General features: G+C 64.7%; 15 protein-coding genes. 5 read left to right on the top strand and 10 right to left on the bottom strand.

Annotated features, from left to right (window positions below):
* Positions 1-101: 101 nt before the first annotated feature.
* Positions 102-1271, bottom strand: coding sequence for a Na/Pi symporter (locus ACRVY7_RS20955; protein WP_431818503.1), 1170 nt, complete (start codon positions 1269-1271; stop codon positions 102-104).
* A gap of 208 nt (positions 1272-1479) precedes the next feature.
* Between ACRVY7_RS20955 and ACRVY7_RS20960 the strand changes: the two genes are divergently transcribed.
* Both ACRVY7_RS20960 and ACRVY7_RS20965 read left to right on the top strand, forming a co-directional pair.
* Positions 1480-3036, top strand: coding sequence for a basic amino acid/polyamine antiporter (locus ACRVY7_RS20960; protein ID WP_431818504.1), 1557 nt, complete (start codon positions 1480-1482; stop codon positions 3034-3036).
* Positions 3033-4280: an arginine deiminase gene (locus ACRVY7_RS20965; protein WP_431818505.1), complete on the top strand. Its 1248-nt coding sequence runs from the start codon at positions 3033-3035 to the stop codon at positions 4278-4280. Before ACRVY7_RS20960 ends, ACRVY7_RS20965 begins: the two co-directional genes overlap by 4 nt.
* A 30-nt stretch (positions 4281-4310) precedes the next feature.
* Here ACRVY7_RS20965 and ACRVY7_RS20970 read toward each other — a convergent pair whose 3' ends face one another.
* The 5 genes from ACRVY7_RS20970 to ACRVY7_RS20990 form a co-directional block, all read right to left on the bottom strand.
* The gene (locus ACRVY7_RS20970; protein ID WP_431818565.1) at positions 4311-5540 is read right to left on the bottom strand and encodes a lipase family protein; all 1230 of its coding nucleotides are present in this window, start codon (positions 5538-5540) and stop codon (positions 4311-4313) included.
* A gap of 116 nt (positions 5541-5656) precedes the next feature.
* Positions 5657-6325, bottom strand: a complete 669-nt coding sequence (locus ACRVY7_RS20975; protein WP_049700208.1) for a hypothetical protein — start codon at positions 6323-6325, stop codon at positions 5657-5659.
* 5 nt (positions 6326-6330) lie between these two features.
* On the bottom strand, positions 6331-8916 hold the full coding sequence (locus tag ACRVY7_RS20980) for an ATP-dependent Clp protease ATP-binding subunit (RefSeq protein WP_431818506.1): 2586 nt from the start codon (positions 8914-8916) through the stop codon (positions 6331-6333).
* A gap of 268 nt (positions 8917-9184) precedes the next feature.
* Complete coding sequence (glpK, locus tag ACRVY7_RS20985; RefSeq protein ID WP_431818507.1) at positions 9185-10690, bottom strand: glycerol kinase GlpK; 1506 nt, start codon at positions 10688-10690, stop codon at positions 9185-9187.
* On the bottom strand, positions 10687-11445 hold the full coding sequence (locus ACRVY7_RS20990) for an IclR family transcriptional regulator (RefSeq protein WP_331436395.1): 759 nt from the start codon (positions 11443-11445) through the stop codon (positions 10687-10689). The genes glpK (ACRVY7_RS20985) and ACRVY7_RS20990 overlap by 4 nt, the downstream gene beginning before the upstream one ends.
* Positions 11446-11687: 242 nt before the next feature.
* Here ACRVY7_RS20990 and ACRVY7_RS20995 point away from each other — a divergent pair, with 242 nt between their 5' ends.
* Complete coding sequence (locus ACRVY7_RS20995; RefSeq protein WP_431818508.1) at positions 11688-12533, top strand: MIP/aquaporin family protein; 846 nt, start codon at positions 11688-11690, stop codon at positions 12531-12533.
* A gap of 50 nt (positions 12534-12583) precedes the next feature.
* Positions 12584-14101, top strand: a complete 1518-nt coding sequence (gene glpK / locus ACRVY7_RS21000; RefSeq protein WP_049700211.1) for a glycerol kinase GlpK — start codon at positions 12584-12586, stop codon at positions 14099-14101.
* 26 nt (positions 14102-14127) lie between these two features.
* Here the strand turns inward: glpK (ACRVY7_RS21000) and ACRVY7_RS21005 are convergent, their stop codons facing one another.
* Positions 14128-15126 carry a sugar-binding transcriptional regulator gene (locus tag ACRVY7_RS21005; RefSeq protein WP_431818509.1) on the bottom strand — a complete coding sequence of 333 codons (999 nt, stop codon included), beginning with the start codon at positions 15124-15126 and terminating at the stop codon, positions 14128-14130.
* A gap of 85 nt (positions 15127-15211) precedes the next feature.
* Here ACRVY7_RS21005 and ACRVY7_RS21010 point away from each other — a divergent pair, with 85 nt between their 5' ends.
* Positions 15212-16939 (top strand): glycerol-3-phosphate dehydrogenase/oxidase, encoded by a 1728-nt coding sequence (locus ACRVY7_RS21010; protein WP_049700213.1) that lies wholly within the window; start codon positions 15212-15214, stop codon positions 16937-16939.
* A 338-nt stretch (positions 16940-17277) separates the two neighbouring features.
* On the opposite strand, the gene ACRVY7_RS21015 is transcribed toward ACRVY7_RS21010, so the two are convergent.
* From ACRVY7_RS21015 to serS, 3 genes are all read right to left on the bottom strand, one after another.
* Positions 17278-18132 (bottom strand): DMT family transporter, encoded by an 855-nt coding sequence (locus ACRVY7_RS21015; RefSeq protein WP_431818510.1) that lies wholly within the window; start codon positions 18130-18132, stop codon positions 17278-17280.
* 66 nt (positions 18133-18198) lie between these two features.
* Positions 18199-19113, bottom strand: coding sequence for a hypothetical protein (locus ACRVY7_RS21020; protein WP_049700215.1), 915 nt, complete (start codon positions 19111-19113; stop codon positions 18199-18201).
* 56 nt (positions 19114-19169) lie between these two features.
* Positions 19170-20438, bottom strand: coding sequence for a serine--tRNA ligase (gene serS / locus ACRVY7_RS21025; RefSeq protein ID WP_431818511.1), 1269 nt, complete (start codon positions 20436-20438; stop codon positions 19170-19172).
* Positions 20439-20463 lie beyond the last annotated feature (25 nt).

The following is a 20463-nucleotide window of genomic DNA, read 5'->3' on the forward strand; positions in this document are numbered from 1 at the left end:
GGATACTCCCAGAGTGCACGGCGTCGCGCTTCGCAGACAGTCGAATAAGGGACAAAGGTCCTACACACAGATAAAAAGTCCCTGCGGAAACCGACCGAAGCTCAGAAGATGATGCTGAGCACGATCACCGACAGCGGCAGGGCGATGAACACCGATATCAGATACGTCGCCAGGAATCTCTTGTTGTCAACGGAGCGATCCGCGAGCCATTCCGCACATCGGAGCGGAATCCATCGAAGGAACGGGACTCCGAAGATCACCGCCACAGCCGCGACGTTGTACACAACATGAACCAATGCGGTCTGCAATCCGGTCTTCGCGTTGGCTCCGGTAACCGCGAAAGCCGCGAGTAGAGCGGTCAGAGTGGTACCCAGATTGGCGCCGAGCGTTACCGGGTACACCTGCTTCGGTGTGATTGCACCGGTACCGACAAAGGGTACGAGAATCGTATTCGTGACTGTCGAGGACTGGGTCATCACGGTCACACCGAAGCCGGTCAGCATCGCTCGCATCGGACCTCGGTCAACGGCGACCATGAGTGCGCTCCGAGCGCGTCCGACCATCAGATCCTTGAGGAGCGTGGAGAGCAGCCTGATGGCGAAAAAGATCATCGCGATGCCGACCAGAACAACGAGAAGTGCGCCCAGGTATTGAGAGCCGATCCCGCCCACGACGTCGACGACGAGAGTCACCACGGGACGCGTCAGCCAACGAATGACATTCATATTCGACGGATCGGGAAGACTGCTGCCGTACAGCAGATCGGTGAGCCAGCCCGAAATACGCGCCAGCGGGTGAAAGATCAGTTCCAGCGGAAAGAAGATCAACAGCGCCAGCATGTTGAAGAAGTCGTGAATTGTCGACGCCATCAGGGCACGGCGGAACTCCTCACGCGAACCGACGAAACCGAGCGCGACAAAGGTACAGGTAACCGTGGTACCGACGTTCGACCCCATGACGATGGGCACCGACTCGTTCACTGTCAACGCACCCGTACCCACTGCGGTGACGACGATCGCGGTGACTGTCGTCGACGACTGGATGATGACGGTGGCAAGCACACCGACGGCTAGTCCCACAAAGGGATTGCCTGCAAAGGCGAAGAGCTGATGGGCGCGTTCATCGCCCAGCATGCGAAAGCCTCGCCCGATGACGCTCACAGCGCTGATGAGAAGCAACAGTGCAAGCACGACTGCGAGCCACAGACCGGTGGTCCGGAGCACCGATCGTCGAGAAGCGGACTCGCGCTTGGGATTTGGAATCACAGCCATGGCGCCACCGTAGAGACAAGGCCGATTCACGCGTGGTGAACATTTCGTGCACGAATGGCTAACGCCGTACCCGCACACGGCCGCGACCTGCGTAAAACTGCCGGGCGCGGCCTCCGTGACCCCCGAAGTGCGGACACGATTCCGACGGCCGACGACATGACCGCGATGCAGTATTGACCCGCAGCCACCCGACCCCAGGAGCGCGCACATGGCGACTGCCGAACCTGCCACGACCGCCAACGACTCCGACCAGAAGGTCAACCTCCCGACGCTGACCGCGATGGTGGTCGGATCGATGGTCGGATCGGGAGTCTTCTTGCTTCCCAGGCGATTCGGAACCGAGACCGGAGTACTCGGGGCCATCATAGCGTGGGCCATCGCAGGCACCGGAATGCTGATGCTCGCCTTCGTGTTCCAGCGACTCGCGGTGCGCAAACCGACGCTCGACGCCGGCATCTTCGCCTACGCCAAGGCCGGATTCGGCGACTACGTGGGTTTCAACTCCGCGTTCGGTTTCTGGGCGTCGGCCTGCGCGGGAAACACGTCGTACTGGGTGCTCATCATGGCGACGACGAGCGCACTGTTTCCCGCACTCGGTGACGGTTCGACCGTGCTCGCAGTGGTGTTGTCGTCACTGGGGTTGTGGCTCTTCTTCTGGATGATCAGTCGCGGGGTCAAGCAGGCCGCCATCATCAACCGCATCGCAACGGTCGCCAAGATCGTCCCGATCCTCGTCTTCATCGTGCTGGCCCTGGTGATGCTGGATGCAGGCTATTTCAGCGACAACTTGTGGGGCGGCAACGGCATCGAGGTCGGGTCGCTGTGGGAGCAGGTCAAGGGAACCATGCTCATCACGGTCTTCGTGTTTCTCGGGATCGAGGGTGCGAGCATGTACTCCCGATTCGCCAAGAAGCGCGAAGATGTCGGGCGGGCAACAGTTTTCGGCTTCATCGGCGTGCTCGGCGTGTTCGCCCTGGTGACCCTCGTCTCCTATGGCGCGATGCCGCAGGGCGAGCTGGCCGACATCGATCAACCGTCCATGGCATCGGTGTTGGAATCCCTTGTCGGCGAGTGGGGTTCGGTCTTCATTCGCATCGGCGTCATTCTCTCGGTACTCGGCGCTTATCTCGCCTGGACACTGATGGCCGCCGAGGTTCTGTACATCCCGGCGCGCAGCAACGACATGCCCCGATTCCTCAGCCGCGAGAACAAGTCCGGCGCCCCGGTACCGGCCCTCGCGTTCGCGACCGGACTGGTGCAGATCCTCCTCATCGTGATCCTCTTCGTCGACGACGGCCTCGACTTCATGCTCGACCTCACCGCCGCGCTGGCGCTCCTCCCGTACCTTCTCGCGGCCGCCTACATGCTCAAACTGACGCTGACACGCGAGACCTACGGTCCCTCGGAGAGTGGAGCCACCACGAGTCGTCGCTCGGTCGATATGGTGATCGCGGCCGTGGCGGTGATCTACACGGTCTTCCTGGTCTGGGCCGCGGGCTGGGACAAACTGTTGCTGTCGTGCATCCTCTACGCGCTCGGCACGATCCTCTACATCGTTGCCAGGCGTGAGCAACGACTTCCGATCTTCCGGCCTGCCGAAGCCGTACTGTTCGGCGTGTTCCTCGTGGGTGCAATCGGTGGAATCGTCTATCTCGCAACGGGTTCGGAAGACATCTTCGACCATCCCGAACATGAACGGCACTCCTACTACGTCGATGACCCGACCGCGCACCATCATCCCGACAACACGAAAGGCACACCATGACCACAGCAGCATCTCTCTACGGGGTCCATTCCGAAGTCGGCAAGCTGCGCAAGGTGCTGGTGTGCGCACCGGGACTCGCGCATGAGCGCCTGACCCCGTCCAATGCGGACGACCTGCTCTTCGACGACGTGCTCTGGGTCCAGAACGCCAAGCGTGACCATTTCGATTTCATCACCAAAATGCGTGACCGTGGCGTCGACGTCGTCGAACTGCACAACGTGTTGACGGAGACGATGGACATCCCCGAAGCACGAACCTGGCTACTCGACCGCAAGATCGTCGCCAACGAGACCGGGCTCGGTCTGATCGGCGCAACTCGCCAGTTCCTCGATGAATGCGACTCCCGCGAACTGACCAGATTCCTCATCGGCGGACTCTCCACCGTCGACCTACCCGTCGAGTTGAGGCCGAGTTACGTAGCCCTCGTCGACGAGGCCAACGGCCGCGGCGAATACCTGATGCCTCCGCTGCCCAACACGCTCTACACCCGCGACACCACCTGTTGGATCTACGGCGGTGTCACCCTCAATCCACTCTTTTGGCCTGCACGTCACGACGAGACGCTGCTCATGAAGGCGATCTACGAATTCCATCCCGACTTCGTCGGCGCCCAGGTCTGGTGGGGCGACCCCGAAATCAACTGGGGCTCTGCAACTATCGAGGGGGGCGACGTACTGATACCCGGCGACGGGGTGGTCCTCATCGGGATGAGTGAGCGTACGTCGCGGCAGGCGGTCACGCAGGTCGCCGTCGAACTGTTCGCGCGCGGTGCTGCGAGCAAGGTAGTGGTCGCGAGCATGCCGAAACTGCGGTCGGCCATGCACCTCGACACCGTGTTCACCTTTGCCGATCGGGACCTCGTGTCGGTCTATCCGCAAATCGTCGACGCGATCCGTCCCTTCACGCTCGTTCCGTCCGACACCGCACCGGGCGTCGAGGTCATCGCCGAGTCGGACCACTTCCTCACGGTTGTCCGCAAGGCACTCGGCCTCAACGAACTCCGCGTGGTCGAGGCGGGAGGCAGCGCATACGATTCCGAGCGACAGCAGTGGGACAGCGGTAACAACCTCGTGGCCGTCGAGCCCGGAGTCGTGTTCGCCTACGACCGCAACACCTATACCAACGGACTGCTGCGCAAGCAGGGGGTCGAGGTCATCACCATTGTCGGCGCCGAACTCGGTCGCGGACGCGGCGGCGGTCACTGCATGACCTGTCCACTCATCCGCGACGGACTCCCCGCGTGACGCCGAACGGCGCCGCGCGACTATCGCTTGTCAGCAGCGCGGCGCCGGCCGGCCGGCGAACCTGTCGTTGAGGTACGCGAACGCATCACCGGTCCACGGCGCGAGCGCCTCGGCATGGTCGAGGCCCTTGTACACATGGATCGACGTGGAAAGTCCACGCGCACAGTAGCTTCTGCTCAGCCCCACCACATCGGCGGTGAGCATCACACCGTCGCCCCGACCGTCCTTGTCGCCGACGCCGAGCATCATGGGCGTTCGGGGTGTGCCGAGAGAACCCATCACGTTCGCCTTGATCGCCGCGGGGATACCCGGAACGTCGAGGAGTGACGGGTACTGCGGGAGCAGCAACGACGAATCGGTCAGGTTGGGGTACTTGCCGAGAAAGTTGTTGATGCACTCACCGCGGATGTCGCCGAGCACCTGAACCCCCTTGGGCGACAGGTACTTCTCGATGCCGATGCCGTAGGTCTCGTCGTAGACGCTCATGAGCGCGGGGATCACCGCCGACCACCGCGTGGTCCCGTTGACATAGGCGAGGTTGTTTGCGGGGTTGACCAGCACACCACCCGCCGTCGCACCGACCAGGTTCAACTCGGGGGCATACGACGGCGCCAACTCGGCTCCGAATCCTGTCGGGATGGACCCGCCCGAGTATCCGTAGAGGCCGACCGGCGTCGAGGCCGGAGCGCGCAGAAACCGTTGTGCCGCACGGATTCCGTCGAGCGCGGCGTGCGCCGATTCCTTCCCGATGGTCCACCGCATGTTGGGACCCTCGTAGTCGGGAACCACCACCGTGTAGCCGGCCGAGACCATCGACGCGATCATCGTGACATCGACCGCACTCGACGACGACTTGCCACCGCGCAACGTGTACGACGGATCGCACTGGCTGCCGAGCGCGTCGTAGAACTCGTGATACGAGATCATGCGTCGCGGCGTCCCGGGCCTGCTGCCCGGCGGCGAGATGATCGTGGTGACCGTCGACGACGGCGCCCCGAAGGCATCGTTGGTCCGGTACAGCAGTTGCGTGCCCGTCGCGGGCAGGCTCGTGCCGTTCGTGCCGAGCGTCACCACACGCGACGAGATCACCGCGCCGGGCCGCAGCCCACCGATCGGCTCGCTCGGGGTGTAGAACGGGTCGTTCGCAGGCGTAACCGTTGGCGCCGCAGCGGGACTCGCGGCCTGCCCGGTCGACGGGGGTGCCGCCGACGCCGAACCCGCCGAATACCCCGAGTACCCCAGCAGCGACAATGACAACACAAGCGCGACGACGACCGCTCGTACCAACACCGACCGTCGACTCACATCTACTCTGCGCACCCGCTCAAACTAGAACAGCGCCACCATCCGCGCAGCACGATCCACCAAGACGACGATCAGACGACGCCCCCGCGGGTCACTTCGATTGCGCGTTGCTCGATATCGGCGTCGGTCGCAGCGGACAGGTCGATCGCAGCGACGCCCAGAATGCGGTCATAGACGGACTTGTCGTGTTCTGCCAACCACTTCGAGAACTGCTCGGCGACGTCGGCCTTGCCCTTCCCGTGCCCGAGGAGAACGAACGAGCGGTCTTTCAGATCGAGCTTGATCGATCCGGACAATTCCTTGAAGAAGGCGTCGAGCTCCTTCTCGTCGTCGCGGCCGGTTGCGCGTTCGACGGTCCGCAGGTGACGCGCGACGGACTGCTTGTCGCGCACCTGTTCCGCGGCGTCGGTGACCTTCACCTCGTCGAGGTCGTAGGACAGAATCCGCGCGCCCTTGGCGTCGACGGTGACCACGGCCAGATCTCCCTCACCCTGGTCCTCAGGCTTGGCAGCCAGCAGGTGGCGAGCGAGCTCGATGTCCTCGATCGACACGCGCCCGTCGTGCGGGCGGTGAAAGACTTCGCGATGCCCGTTGAGCGATACCGACAGACGGTCGCCGTGCTCCTGCTCGACCTCGTCCGCGACGTCCTCCCACATGTTGATGAACTGCGTCCACTCGATGTCGCGCGGAGCGGGATGTCCGAGGATGGCGTCGCGTGTCTTGCGGTTGTGAGCGTTCACGTGTGTCAGTTCTCCTGTGCCGCACCGGATGCGGCTGGTTGTTGGGATTCCTTTGTAGCGGACGTATCAGTCTTGGTCGGTTCTGCGGACGTCGCGGGCGCCTCAGCGAGCTCGTCGGCCGGAGCCGAAGCCGCTGCGTCCTTCTTCACCGACAGGGTGAGCCTCGGCTCTCCCGCGTCGACGACGACAGTGTCGCCGGGTTCGACCGCACCCTTGAGCACGAGGTTCGACAGCTCGTTGTCGAGCTGCTTCTGAATCAACCTCCGCAGTGGGCGCGCACCGAACTCCGGCTGGTAACCCTCTTCGGCGAGTTGATCTTTCGCGGCGTCGGTCACGTCGAGTCCGATGCTCTGCGACTTCAGCATGCGTCGCGTTCCGTCGAGAGTCAGGTCGACGATCTGGCGTAGTTGCGTCTTGTCGAGTCGATCGAATACGACGGTCTCGTCGATCCGGTTGAGGAACTCGGGACGGAACCGCTGGCGCAGCAGATCCATCACGTCGGGGACCACCTTCTCCACGTCACCGTCGGGTGCGTTGAGGATGAGATCCGAACCGATGTTGCTCGTCATGATCACCAGCGTGTTCTTGAAATCGACTGTGCGACCCTGACCATCGGTCACCCGACCGTCGTCTAGCAACTGCAGCAGCACGTTGAACACGTCCGGGTGTGCCTTCTCGATCTCGTCGAACAGGATCACCGAATACGGCTGGCGGCGAACCTTGTCGGTGAGCTGACCGGCGTCGTCGTATCCGACGTATCCGGGAGGTGCACCGACGAGTCGTGCGACGTTGTGCTTCTCCTGGAACTCGCTCATGTCGAAGCGGATCATCCGGTCCTCGTCGCCGAAGACCGCTGCGGCAAGGGCTTTCGCTAGTTCCGTCTTGCCGACGCCGGTCGGCCCGAGGAAGAGGAACGATCCGATCGGCCGGTTGGGATCGGAGAGTCCAGCCCGCGCCCGGCGCACTGCCTCGGCCACGGCGGTCACCGCCTTGTCCTGGCCGATCACCCTGTCGTGCAGTGTGTTCTCGAGGCCGAGCAACTTCTCGCGCTCCTCGGTGGTCAACTCCGACACCGGGATTCCGGTCTGCCTCGACACCACCTCGGCGATGTCCATGACGGTCACCTCCGGCGTCGGCGACTGACCCGCGGCACCGGCATTCGCGCGCTTCTCGTCGATCTCGGTCTTGAGTTGGTTCGCGCGCTCGTAGTCCTCGTTGGCGACGGCCGATTCCTTCTCGCGTTCGAGGCGAGCGACCTCCTCCTCGAACTCTCGCGTCTCGGGGTCGGGAGTCTTGGTACGCAACCGGACTCGCGCACCCGCCTGGTCGATCACGTCGATCGCTTTGTCGGGCATGAACCTGTCGGTGACGTAGCGGTCGGTCAATTCGGCTGCGGCGACGAGGGATTCCTTCGTGTACCGCACCTGGTGGTGTTCTTCGTAGACGTCGGCGAGACCCTCGAGGATCTGGATCGTGTCGTCCACGGACGGTTCGGAGATCATCACCGGCTGGAAGCGACGTTCGAGTGCCGCATCCTTTTCGATGTACTTGCGGTACTCGTCGATCGTCGTCGCGCCGATGGTGTGCAACTCGCCCCGGGCGAGGGCAGGCTTGAGCATGTTGCCCGCATCCATCGAACCCTCGCCGCCGGATCCGGCGCCGACGATGGTGTGCAGTTCGTCGATGAACAGGACGAGTTCGTCGGAGTGCTCCCGCACCTCGTCGAGCACCTTGGTCAGCCGCTCTTCGAACTCACCGCGATACTTGGCGCCCGCGACCATCGAACTCATGTCGAGCGCGATCACGCGTCGCCCCGCGAGCGTCGACGGGACGTCGCCGTTGACGATGCGTTGCGCGAGACCTTCGACGATCGCCGTCTTTCCGACGCCGGGATCGCCGATCAGCACCGGGTTGTTCTTCCGACGCCGCGAGAGGATCTCGATGGTCTCCTCGATCTCGTCGTTGCGGCCAACCACGGGATCGACGTTGCCCTCCCTGGCCTGTTCGGTCAGATCGCGCCCGTACTCGTCGAGTGTCGGGGTGTCCGACTGTGCTGCAGGCTTGGCCTCGGCCTTGCGTCCCTCCTCGATTCCCGCCCCGCCCTTCAACACTCGCGCAGCCGGGATGTCCGACGGCAACATCGCGATGCCGAGGAGCACGTGCTCCGGCCCCACGTAGCCGACGTTCGCACGAGCCGCCTGCTGCTGCGCATTGCGCAGCGCCTGCCGCGCCGCGGGACTCAGACCGGGACTCTCGTCGCTGGTGCCGCCGCCGTCGACCGAGGAGATCGCCTGCATCTGCGAGGCGACGGTTTCCGGGTCGAGGCCGGTTTGCTCGATGATCGAACGCGACGGCTCGACCTGCGTGGCGCCGTACAGGAGGTGCTCGGGGGTGATCTCGGCGTTGCCCCATTCGACGGCTGCCTGCGCGGCCACCGAGACCAGTCGCTTGGTGTCGTCGCTGAACAATCGATTGACGTCGACGCGCTGTACCTGCGGACGGGTACCGCTGCTGCCGAAGAACCTGTTGAAGATGTCGCCGAAGGCGTCGTTGCTGCTGAAAGGGTCGCTACCAAACCATGATTCGGACAAAGCTTCCTCACTTCACTCGGGCGCGACTTCACTGAGCATTCACTGAGCACGAATTCAGGAGGGCACGCGCAGTTTTCGTGTAGCCATGCGGATGTCTCGGCAGCAGCGACGTGGCCGGAGCCGACACAACGGAACTCCCGGGACGTCGATCGCCCGTCCCGGTCACGCGAAGAGGAACCTCAGTTTCGACGTTAGCCGCTATGTCGAAGCTTTGCCACGAGATCTGCAATGCACCCGACACCGCCGCATCTCGATCGCGTCTCGACGCTCAGACGTCGGCGAGCGCTCGACGCACCGCCGACTGCCAGCCCGCCGCTTCCCGACGCCTGCGCTGCGGATCCATCGCCGGCGTCCACGACGCCGCGACGTGGCGGTTCTCCCGCAGCGAATCGAGATCGTCCCAGTAGCCGACGGCCAGTCCCGCGGCGTATGCCGCGCCCAGCGACACCGTCTCGGAGACGAATGGCCTGATGACCGGAACGTCGAGGACGTCGGCGACGTGCTGCATGAGCAGGTTGTTCGCCGTCATCCCACCGTCGACGGCCAGCCGCTGCAGTTGTATCCCGGCGACGTCGCGCATCGCTTCGACGACGTCGGCCGTCTGCCACGCGGTGGCCTCGAGCACCGCGCGGGCAAGATGCCCCTTTGTGACATACGACGTCAGCCCGGTGACGATTCCCCTCGCCTCCGAATTCCAGTGCGGCGCATACAGTCCGGAGAAGGCGGGTACCACGTAGCAGCCGCCGTTGTCGTCGACGGTGCGCGCGAGCGTCTCGATCTCCGGCGCGGTGTCGATCAGGCCGAGTTGGTCTCGGCACCAGTTCACCAACGAGCCCGTCATCGCGATCGGACCCTCGAGTGCGTACACCGGAGCCTCGCCCGGCAGGCTGTAGGCGATGGTCGGCACGAGGCCACGTGCCGACGGGACAATCGACGTTCCCACGTTCATCAGCACGAAAGCGCCTGTGCCATAGGTACATTTGACGTCACCGGGAGCAAAGCACGTCTGGCCGAACAATGCCGACTGCTGATCTCCGAGGGCACTGGCAATCGGCACGCCGGGCAGGACGCGGGCACATTTGGCATACACCTCGCTACTGCCGACGACCCGCGGCATCATCGCCTCCGGGATGTCGAGGAGACGAAGCATTCGTGAACTCCAGTCGCGTCGTCGAAGATCGAGCAACAGGGTGCGACTGGCATTGGTGACGTCGGTGATGTGGATGCCGCCCTTGGGGCCACCGGTCAGGTTCCAGATGAGCCAGGTCTCCAACGTCCCGAAGAGAACCTCGCCGTGCTGGGCCGACGCTTCCGCGCCGCCGATGTTGTCGAGCAGCCAGCGCAGACGCGGCGCGGCGAAGTAGGTCGCGGGGTCGAGTCCTGTCACGTCGCGGATCTCGCTGGCATGCTCACCGAGTTGGTCGACCATCGGCCCGGTACGCGTGTCCTGCCAGGTGATCGCGGGGGCGAGGGGGCGGCCGGTACGCCGATCCCAGATGACCGTCGTCTCGCGTTGGTTGGCAACGCCGAGCGCGACTACGTCCGACGGGGTTCGGCCGGCGAGGGCCAGCGCCTTGGGTACGACCTTCTGCACGTTGACCCACAGCTCGTGCGCGTTCTGCTCCACCCAACCGGGCCGCGGGAACGACTGCTTCTGCTCGAGTTGGGCGATCGAGACCATGCGGCCGTGCCTATCGAAGAGCATGCAGCGCGACGACGTCGTGCCGACATCGATCGCCGCGACGACCGAACCGTCGTTGGCCTTCACGCTCACCGCGCAGCACCCAACTCCCGGTCGATCGACGTCGCGGCCTGTCGCATCTGATCGATCACGACGTTGCGCGGCAGCGTGCCCGACCGAAAGATCGTCGACGGCGGTCCGACGACGACGAGCGCGCCGATCTCACCGGGCCTGCGACCGTGGACGGGGACGGCCGTCGCCGCACTGCCGCGTTCATATTCTCCGTGTTCGGTGGCCAGTCCGGTTTGACGCACGGTGGCGATCTCGGCGGCGAGATCGGTGCGAGAGACAACGGTGTCCGAGGTGAACCTGTCCAGAATCATGTTGCGCAACAACCGATCCCGATTCTGCGAGTACGCAAGAAGCAACTTGCCGCCAGCCGATGCGTGCAACGGCACGCGCTCGCCGACGCGCATCCGCTGGGGCGAGTCGTCGGGCCTGAAGACGTGATGCACGACGACAGCGGCGTCGGTGTCGAGCACCTCGAGCCAGACCTGCATGTCGAGCATCGCCGCCAGGGTGTCGCACCACCCCATCGCCGCCGACCGCAACACGTTGCCGTCGAGATTCGACGGCGAGCCGTTGTGGTGCACGCCCGTGAGGTAGGAGCCGTCCTCGTCCTGATCGACATAGCCGATATCGAGAAGGGTGCCGAGGATGCCGTGCACCGTCGCCTTCGGTAGGCCCAACTCGGCCGCGATCTCACGGAGCGACAACGACCGCGGACTGCGCTCGAGCAGGTCGAGCGCGGCAGCGGCGCGCTGGATCGACTGGATTGGTCCCGGCACCTTGCCTCCTCCCTGGAGTCCCACTGGTCCTACAACTGGTCCCGTGAGCCTTGTGAACGTGCTCCGTTTGCTCGACTTTACGGCCGCTTACACTCCTTGCGATCGAGAATGGCCGACCTTCGTTCGACATTGTCGAACGACAATCATTGATCTGGGTCACAGTCTCGGCATACTTTCTCCTCCATCCGGCTGGTACCGACAACACCATCAGGACATCGAGCCGGTCACAAAGGAGTGAAACCATGACGAAGAAAACCCCGCTGGTGGGTGAACTCTCCGCAGAATGCCTCGGCACGATGATCCTCATCTTGTTCGGCTGCGGTGTGGTTGCCCAGGTCGTCTGCGGAGGCTTCCCCAAGACGCTCGGTGCGGGCGACCACAACTCGATCGCATTCGCGTGGGGCTTCGGCGTCGCGCTTGCCGTCTATGTCGCGGGTCGCCTCAGCGGCGCGCACCTCAACCCCGCCGTCACCATCGCCCTGGCCGCGTTCAAGGGCTTCGACCGCCGCAAGGTCGCACCGTTCATCGCCGCGCAGATGGTTGGCGCGTTCATCGGAGCGCTGATCGTCCGCTACACCTACGCCGACCAGATCAAGGCGATCGACCCCGACCACACCAAGGCGACTCAGGGAATCTTCTCGACGTCCCCGGGCAGCGGCGTCTCGCTGACCACCGCATTCATCGATCAGATCGTCGGCACCGCGATCCTCGTCGCCGTCATCTTTGCCCTGACCTGCGTGGTCAACAATCCTCCGCTGGGCAACATGGCGCCGCTGATCATCGGCATCCTCGTCGTCGCGATCGGTATGGCATGGGGCACCAACGCCGGCTACGCCATCAACCCGGCCCGTGACTTCGGTCCGCGACTTGCGTCGCTGATCACCGGATACGGCGACGCGATGTACTCCGCGAACGGTCCGGAACTCTACTTCTGGATACCGATCGTCGCGCCTATCATCGGTGGACTACTCGGCGGGGCGATCTTCGTCTTCGGCATCGAACGCTTCCTCCCGACAGAGGGCGACGACAGCCAGGAGATCGGTGTTTCCGAACCCACCGAACCCGAGCACATCAGCGCGCGACACTGAACACACTCATCACCTGACACCTGACTTCATCGAGAACGAGAGATACACCCATGCCAGATTTCGTCGGTTCCGTCGACCAGGGAACCACCAGCACCCGATTCATGATCTTCGACCACGCCGGTAACGAGGTCGCCCGCCACCAACTCGAACACGAGCAGATCCTCCCCCGCGCCGGCTGGGTCGAGCACAACCCGGTCGAGATCTGGGAGCGGACATCGGCCGTCATCCAGACTGCACTCGGCAAAGCCGGGCTGACCTCGAGCGACCTTGCCGCCCTCGGCATCACCAACCAGCGCGAGACCACCGTCGTCTGGGACCGTCGAACGGGACGCCCGTACTACAACGCGATCGTGTGGCAGGACACCCGCACCGACAAGATCGCCAGCGCACTGGAACGAAACGGACACGGCGACACCATCCGACACAAGGCGGGACTGCCGCCTGCCACCTACTTCGCAGGCGGCAAGATCCAGTGGATCCTCGAGAACGTGCCGGGCGTCCGTGAGGCGGCAGAGAGCGGCGACGCCATCTTCGGCACCACCGACACTTGGCTCACCTGGCATCTCACCGGCGGTTATCGCGGCGGCGAACACGTCACCGACGTGACCAACGCGAGCCGCACCATGCTGATGAACCTAGAGACCCTCGACTGGGACGACGAACTGTTGTCCCTGTTCAACATTCCGCGCGCGATGCTTCCCGACATCCTGCCGTCGTCGAGCCCCAAGGCCTTCGGTGTCACCGAATCGACCGGACCGCTCGCAGGCGAGGTTCCCATCACCGGCGTGCTCGGCGACCAGCAGGCGGCGACCGTCGGCCAGGTCTGCTTCGCCCCCGGTGAGGCCAAGAACACCTACGGCACAGGCAACTTCATGTTGCTCAACACCGGTACCGACATCGTGCGGAGCAAGTCGGGATTGCTGACCACCGTCGCCTACCAGCTCGGCGAGGAGAAGCCCGTATACGCACTCGAGGGCTCGATCGCGGTAACCGGCTCCGCCGTCCAGTGGCTGCGCGATCAGCTCGGAATCATCAGTGGCGCATCACAATCCGAGGCACTCGCGCGCCAGGTCGACGACAACGGCGGCGTCTACTTCGTGCCTGCCTTCTCCGGCTTGTTCGCTCCATACTGGCGGTCGGATGCGCGCGGCGCGATCGTCGGACTCTCGCGATTCAACACCAACGCACACCTCGCGCGTGCCACCCTGGAGTCGATCTGCTACCAGACGCGTGACGTCACCGAGGCGATGACCGCCGATTCCGGTGTGACGCTTGATGTTCTGAAGGTCGATGGCGGCGTCACCGCCAACGAACTGTGTATGCAGATCCAGGCCGATGTGCTCGGCGTTCCGGTCAGCCGACCGGTCGTGGCCGAGACAACGGCACTCGGCGCGGCGTACGCGGCCGGGCTGGCCGTCGGGGTCTGGAAGAACACGGACGAACTACGCGAGAACTGGAACGAAGCCCGACGGTGGGAGCCGGAGTGGGACGAGAACCAGCGCGAAGCCGGTTACAAGCAGTGGCGCAAGGCCGTTGAGCGCACGCTCGACTGGGTCGATGTGGACTGACGATGTCACCGTTGCCCGGCTGCCATTCACCCGCCGCGTCGCACATGGTGCGTCGTGTCGCGGTGGATGAGCAGTCGGGCGAGGTTTTCGTCGAGCACGATGTCCGTGATCAGTCCCGCTGCGAAAGCGCCTTCTGTCGCAGCGGCTTTCGACTCTCCCGACACCACACAGATACGACGGGGGACGGCCCGGATCACGTCCAGGTCCGGGCCGGAGGATCGCTTGTTCAACTCGATCCCCGCGTCGCTGCCGTCGTGTCGGTAGAACACCGTCGCGACGTCGCCGACGACCCGCTCGGAGCGCAGCGACGCAAAGTCGGCGGGCTCGAGGTAGCCGCCGGTGTAGACGTGGCTGGGGACGTCGGCGTCGGGGGCACCGAGCCCGAAGAGCGCGACGTTCATCGTCTGCTGGACGTCGAGGACTCGCTTGGTACTGCGCTCGTGCCACAGCGCGACTTTGGTGTTCGGGTCGTCGAAGAACGCCGGCACCGGGAACTGTTCCACGCGAGCCGAATACGCCGTGGCAAACCTACGGAGGATCTCGCTGGCGTAGTCGATTCCCGAACTCGTCGGGTTACCCGCACCGTTGAGCTGCACGATCTGCGTGTTCCACAGTTCCTTTGGCACAACATGTCTGCTGACGACGCTGATCGTGGCGCCCCAGGCGATACCGAGCGTCGTATTGGCCTCCAACATCCTGCCCAGCGATCGCGCCGCTTCCTGCCCAACGCGCTCGAGTCGGTCGGCGTCGGACATCTGCGCGGTCGTCGGCACGACCGCTGCGTTGACACCGAAGCGTCGGCCGAACTCGTCGGCAACCTCGCCGGTTCTACCCGCCGGCGCGTGGATCGTGATGTCGACGAGGCCGGTGGCGCGGGCGAAGCTCAGCAGTCGCGACACCGACGACCGGCTCATCCCCAGCTCGCGACCGATGGCTGCCATGTCGAGGTCTTGCATGTAGTACAGATGCGCCGCACGCACCGCGAGCGCACTGCGCTTCGGATCGTCGGCCGCGACTCTTTCCACCCCACACGTTCTACCAGCAAAACCCACCCTTGCACATATGTGCAGAAATATTGCTCTTATGTGCAGTGACCATCAGGATGGAATCATGACCGAAAACACCACCTCGACCGCACCGCTCCGGCCAAGCGTCGCGACGCTCACCGAGCGCCCGTCGGCACAGGTCCTCATCATCGGTGGCGGCATCAACGGCATCTCCACATTCCGCGACCTCGCACTGCAGGGCATCGACGTCGTGCTCGTCGAGCGCGACGACTGGGTCAGCGGCGCGTCGTCGGCGTCGAGCCACATGATCCACGGCGGTATCCGCTACCTGGAGAACGGCGAGTTCCGACTCGTCCGTGAGTCGGTGCACGAGCGCAACGGCCTGCTCGAGATCGCACCCCACTACGTGAAGCCCCTCGAGACCACCGTCCCGATCTTCTCGACGTTCAGCGGAATCCTGAACGCGCCGAGGCGTTTTCTCACGCACAACACCGGCAAGCCCAACGAGCGGGGCGCGGCGTTGATCAAGGCCGGACTGGTCATGTACGACGCCTTCTCCGGCGCCGGTAAGCGCCGGGTGCCACGTCACAAGTTCCGCGCGGGCGACAAGGCTCGCGCCGACATGCCGCGACTGAACTCCGGTATTCGTTACACCGCAACCTATTTCGATGCCTCCGTGCACGATCCCGAGCGTCTGGCACTCGACGTCCTCAAGGACGGCCTGGCCACCGGCCCGCACGCCCGTGCGACCAACCATGTCGAAGCCATCGCGATTCGCGACGGCGAGGTGGTGCTCGCCGATCGTGTCAGCGGCGAACAGTTCACCGTGTCTGCCGAGGTCATCGTGAACGCGAGTGGTCCGTGGACCGATCTCACCAACGACGCGCTCGGTGGTGATACCCGATACATGGGTGGTACCAAGGGATCTCACATCGTTCTCGATCACCCCGACCTCGTCGAGGCCACTCGTGGGCGCGAGATCTTCTTCGAGCATTCCGACGGTCGCATCGTGCTGATCTACCCGCTCAAGGATCGAGTCCTGGTCGGCACCACCGACATCGACGCCGACCCGAGCACGCCGACGCGGTGCACCGACGACGAGATCGACTACTTCTTCGATCTCATCAAGCATGTGTTCCCGGATATCGCCGTCTCCCGCGACGACATCGTGTACTCGTTCTCAGGCATCCGCCCGCTGCCCCGCCACGACGACACGACACCGGGCTTCGTCTCGCGCGACTACAACGTCGAACGTACTGAGCTGCCCGGGGTTTCGGTGCCGGTGCTGAGCTTGGTCGGCGGTAAGTGGACCACGTTCCGCGCCCTCGGCGAGCAGTTGTCGGATCGCATCATGGAGCTGCTCGGCGCTGCCCGGCAGGTCTCGACCGTAGGACTGCCCATCGGCGGCGGCCGCGACTACCCGACCACCGACGCGCAGCGTCGAGCATGGGTGGCCAGCCGACGCGGCGACGTACCCGCCGACCGCGCCGATGAGCTGCTCACCCGCTACGGCACCCGCGCCAGCGAGGTCATCGCAGCGATCACCACCGGCCCCGACGCACCGCTGCCCGCCAGCGGACTCTCGACCGCCGAGCTTCGCTACATGATCGAGACGGAGCAGGCCGTGCACATCAGCGACATCCTGCTGCGCAGAACCGATCTGGCCTTCGTCGGCGGAGTGACCGCGGCCGTACTCACCGAGCTCGGCGACGCCATGGCCGAAATCCTCGGCTGGGACGGCCAGCAGCGCGCCGCCGAAATCGAGGCCGCCGTCGAGAATCTCAACGACGCCCACCGCGTGCAGGTGACGGCCAGCACGGCCAGCGTCTGACCGCTGGGTGCTGGTGATCTCGACAAGCTCGATCAGCGGTGGTCAGCCCGATCAGCGGTGAGCAGCTCGATCAGCGGTGGTGCCCCTCCGCTGGTTGAGCGGGCGTGCCCCCGCTGGTTGAGCGGGCGTGAGCGCAGCGAACACCCAAGTCGAAACCACACCCACCGCGGCGAGTGATCTCGACAAGCTCGATCAGCGGATTGGCTCGATTAGCGGTGGTCAGCCCGATGCGCGGTGGTCCAGCCCGATCAGCGGTGGCCAACCCGATCAGCGGTGCTGGCCCCGCTGGTTGAGCGGGCGTGAGCGCAGCGAACACCCGAGTCGAAACCACCCCCGCGTCAGGCCGCGGACTCCGTCGCCTCGACGGCAGACGACGTCGCGACGACGATCGCTCCGCTCACCGCGGCGGCGAATGCGATCAGCGTCGGCACCGCCCAGCCGGGACGGGTGCTGTCGCCGAGCAGCGCAATTCCCAGCGCGCTGGGAACCACCGTCTCGCCGACCACGATCGACGCCGCCGCGGCGCTGACCGCTCCTGTCTGCAGCGCGACGGTGAACAGATAGAACCCGCCCACGCCGCAGATCACCACCGCGTACGCGGCCGGGTCGGTGAGTATCGTGCCGACGTCGAACGGGTCGACGCCGTCGAGAATCCTGATCGCCACGGCCATCAGACCGAACAGCGCACCGCCGCCGAGTCCCGCGACAACGGCGACTCCCCTCGGAATCACTCTGGTCACAGCGGTGACCGCCAAGAAGAGACCAACACCCACACCGAGCAGTGCCCAGTGCAGCCAATTGTGGTCGCGGTGGCCCTCCTCGCCGGCACCGATGCCGAGCACGACGAGCGCGATCACCACGACGGCCACCGCGGTCCACTCTCGACGGCTGAGCCGAGCGTCGAGGACCAACGTCGCCAACACCGCGGTGACAACCAGGTTCGCACTCACGATGGGTTGCGCGAGGAAGAGCGGAATGAGCCTGTCCGCAACCAGGTTTCCCGCGAAGCCGATCCCGTCGAGCGCCAGCCCGAGCAGGAATGACACCGTGAGCATGGCGGTGACCGTCGAACGCAACGACGGTGCGGCCCCGACCGTGCCATCCTCGACGCTCTGCGCACCTCGCGCCTGCAGGACCGACGCCGTGCCGTACGCCAACGCCGCGAGAATCGCGGCAACGATGCCGATGACCATGCGGTTCAGTATTCATCATCCGCGTGGAGAGAACGGGACGTCACGGCAACGCGACGGCCGAACGTATCAGCTGCCGTGCCCGTAGCCGGCGGGGAGGTTGACCGATTCCGCTTTCTCGACAGCCGTCACAGCGCCAGACGATGCCAGGATCACGCCGCCGACGACAGCGGCCACGAACGCGACGATTGCGGCAGGCCCCCAACCGGAGCGCGTGACATCGCCGAGAAAGATGATGCCAACGGCACCCGGAAGCACCGTTTGTCCGACGACGAGTGCCGCGGCCGCGCCGTTGACCGAACCCGTCTGCAGCGCAACGGTGAACAGATAGAAGCCGCCGATGCCACTGATGAGGAGCGCATAGAGGGCGGGGTCGGTGAAGAGCACTCCCGGCTGCAACGGTGAAACACCCGTCAGCACACGGGAAGCCACGGCCATGACCCCGAAGATCGCGCCCGCGATCAGTCCCGCGAATGCCGCGATTCGGCGCTTGAGCACTCGAGCTCCCACGATGCCGATCACGATCAGCAACGGTCCGGCAACGAGCGTCGCCCAGCCCATCCAGGCGTCGTAGTCGGAGCCCTCGCGCCCGGCAGATATCGCGAGCAGGATCAGCGAGAGGATGACCACCGCCCCCGAAACCCATTCTCTCCAGGTGAGACTCACCTTCAGCACGATCGCGGCGAGTACCGCGGTCGCGACCATCCGCGCAGAGATGATGGTCTGCGAGAGGAACAGCGGGATCAGGCGCGCGGACACGATGGTTGCGACGAAACCGACGATGTCAAACGCGAATCCGATGAGGAACGGCACCGTCAGCATGGTCGCCGCAGTGGAGCGCAGCGTCGGATGTGGTGTGTTCGAACGCAATTCGGTCCTGTGCTGAGCCCGCTGCGCCACCCGCTCCGCGCCGAGCGCCTGTAAGACAGATGCCGCCGCGAACGAGAGCGCGCCGATCACCGCGACGATGATTCCGAATGTCATTGCGACACCAGCACACACCGCGAACGAGTCGCCGTCACACCACGCGTCATGCGGCGCTACTGAGTCTTGGCGTTGGGCTTGAGCACGTCGGTACCGACGAACCGCGCGAGTTCTTCGGGCAACACAACCGAACCGTCGGCCTGCTGATGGTTCTCCAGGATGGCGACGAGCCACCGTGTGGTGGCGAGCGTCCCGTTCAAGGTCGCGGCGACCTGCGGCTTACCCGACTCGTCGCGGTACCGGATAGACAGGCGACGCGCCTGGAACGTCGTGCAATTCGACGTCGAGGTCAGCTCGCGATACGTCTGCTGGGTGGGAACCCATGCCTCACAGTCGAATTTGCGCGCGGCCGACGACCCGAGGTCGCCTCCGGCAACGTCGATGACCCGATACGGGACGTCGATCGCGGCGAGCATCTCCTTCTCCCAGCCGAGGAGCTTCTGGTGTTCGGCCGCGGCGTCTTCGGGCTTGCAGTAGACGAAGCCCTCGACCTTGTCGAACTGGTGCACGCGGATGATGCCGCGAGTGTCCTTGCCGTAGCTACCCGCTTCGCGTCGGAAGCACGTCGACCATCCGGCGTAGCGCTTCGGGCCGTCGGAGAGGTCGATGATCTCGTCCATGTGGTAGCCGGCGAGCGGCACCTCCGACGTTCCGACGAGGTAGAGATCGTCGTCCTTGTCGAGGTGGTAGACCTCGTCGGCGTGTGCGCCGAGGAAGCCGGTTCCGCCCATCACTTCCGGCCGGACCAGCACCGGCGGGATCATCAGCGTGAACCCGTTGGCCGTGGCCTTCTGCGCGGCCATCGTGAGCAGTCCGAGCTGCAGCATGGCGCCCTGACCGGTCAGGAAGTAGAACCGCGAGCCGGAGACCTTCGCGCCGCGCTCCATGTCGATGAGGCCGAGTGACTCACCGAGTTCGAGGTGGTCCTTGGGATTCTCGATCTCGCGCGGCTGGCCGACGTGCTCGAGAACGACGTAGTCGTCCTCGCCTCCGGGGGGCGCACCCTCGACGATGTTGGAGATCGCGCGCTGCGCGTTCGACGCGGCCTCGTCGGCCTCGTTCTGCCGCGCGACAGCAGCCTTGACCTGATCGGCGAGCTCTTTGCCCTTGGCCAGCAGCGCGGCCTTCTCGTCGCCGGATGCTTTGCCGACCTGCTTACCGAGAGCCTTCTGCTCGGAGCGCAGCGAGTCGGCTTCGACGATGGCTGATCGACGCGTCGAGTCGGCGTCGAGCAGAACGTCGATGAGGCCGGGGTCTTCTCCGCGGACGCGCTGCGAGGCGCGGACGAGGTCGGGGTCGTCGCGGACGATTTTGAGGTCGATCACGCCTGTCAACGATACTGGAGCGCCC

Source organism: Gordonia jacobaea (assembly GCF_965344965.1).
In the GTDB taxonomy this organism is placed as follows: Bacteria; Actinomycetota; Actinomycetes; order Mycobacteriales; family Mycobacteriaceae; genus Gordonia; species Gordonia jacobaea.

Excerpts from the sequence above, each read along its gene's own strand:
- ACRVY7_RS20960 (WP_431818504.1), top strand. The coding sequence starts at position 1,480 with ATGGCGACTGCCGAACCTGCCACGACCGCCAACGACTCCGACCAGAAG.
- ACRVY7_RS21010 (WP_049700213.1), top strand. The coding sequence starts at position 15,212 with ATGACCGAAAACACCACCTCGACCGCACCGCTCCGGCCAAGCGTCGCG.
- ACRVY7_RS20955 (WP_431818503.1), bottom strand. The coding sequence starts at position 1,271 with ATGGCTGTGATTCCAAATCCCAAGCGCGAGTCCGCTTCTCGACGATCG.
- ACRVY7_RS20965 (WP_431818505.1), top strand. The coding sequence starts at position 3,033 with ATGACCACAGCAGCATCTCTCTACGGGGTCCATTCCGAAGTCGGCAAG.
- ACRVY7_RS20995 (WP_431818508.1), top strand. The coding sequence starts at position 11,688 with ATGACGAAGAAAACCCCGCTGGTGGGTGAACTCTCCGCAGAATGCCTC.
- ACRVY7_RS21020 (WP_049700215.1), bottom strand. The coding sequence starts at position 19,113 with ATGACATTCGGAATCATCGTCGCGGTGATCGGCGCGCTCTCGTTCGCG.
- ACRVY7_RS21015 (WP_431818510.1), bottom strand. The coding sequence starts at position 18,132 with ATGGTCATCGGCATCGTTGCCGCGATTCTCGCGGCGTTGGCGTACGGC.
- glpK (WP_049700211.1), top strand. The coding sequence starts at position 12,584 with ATGCCAGATTTCGTCGGTTCCGTCGACCAGGGAACCACCAGCACCCGA.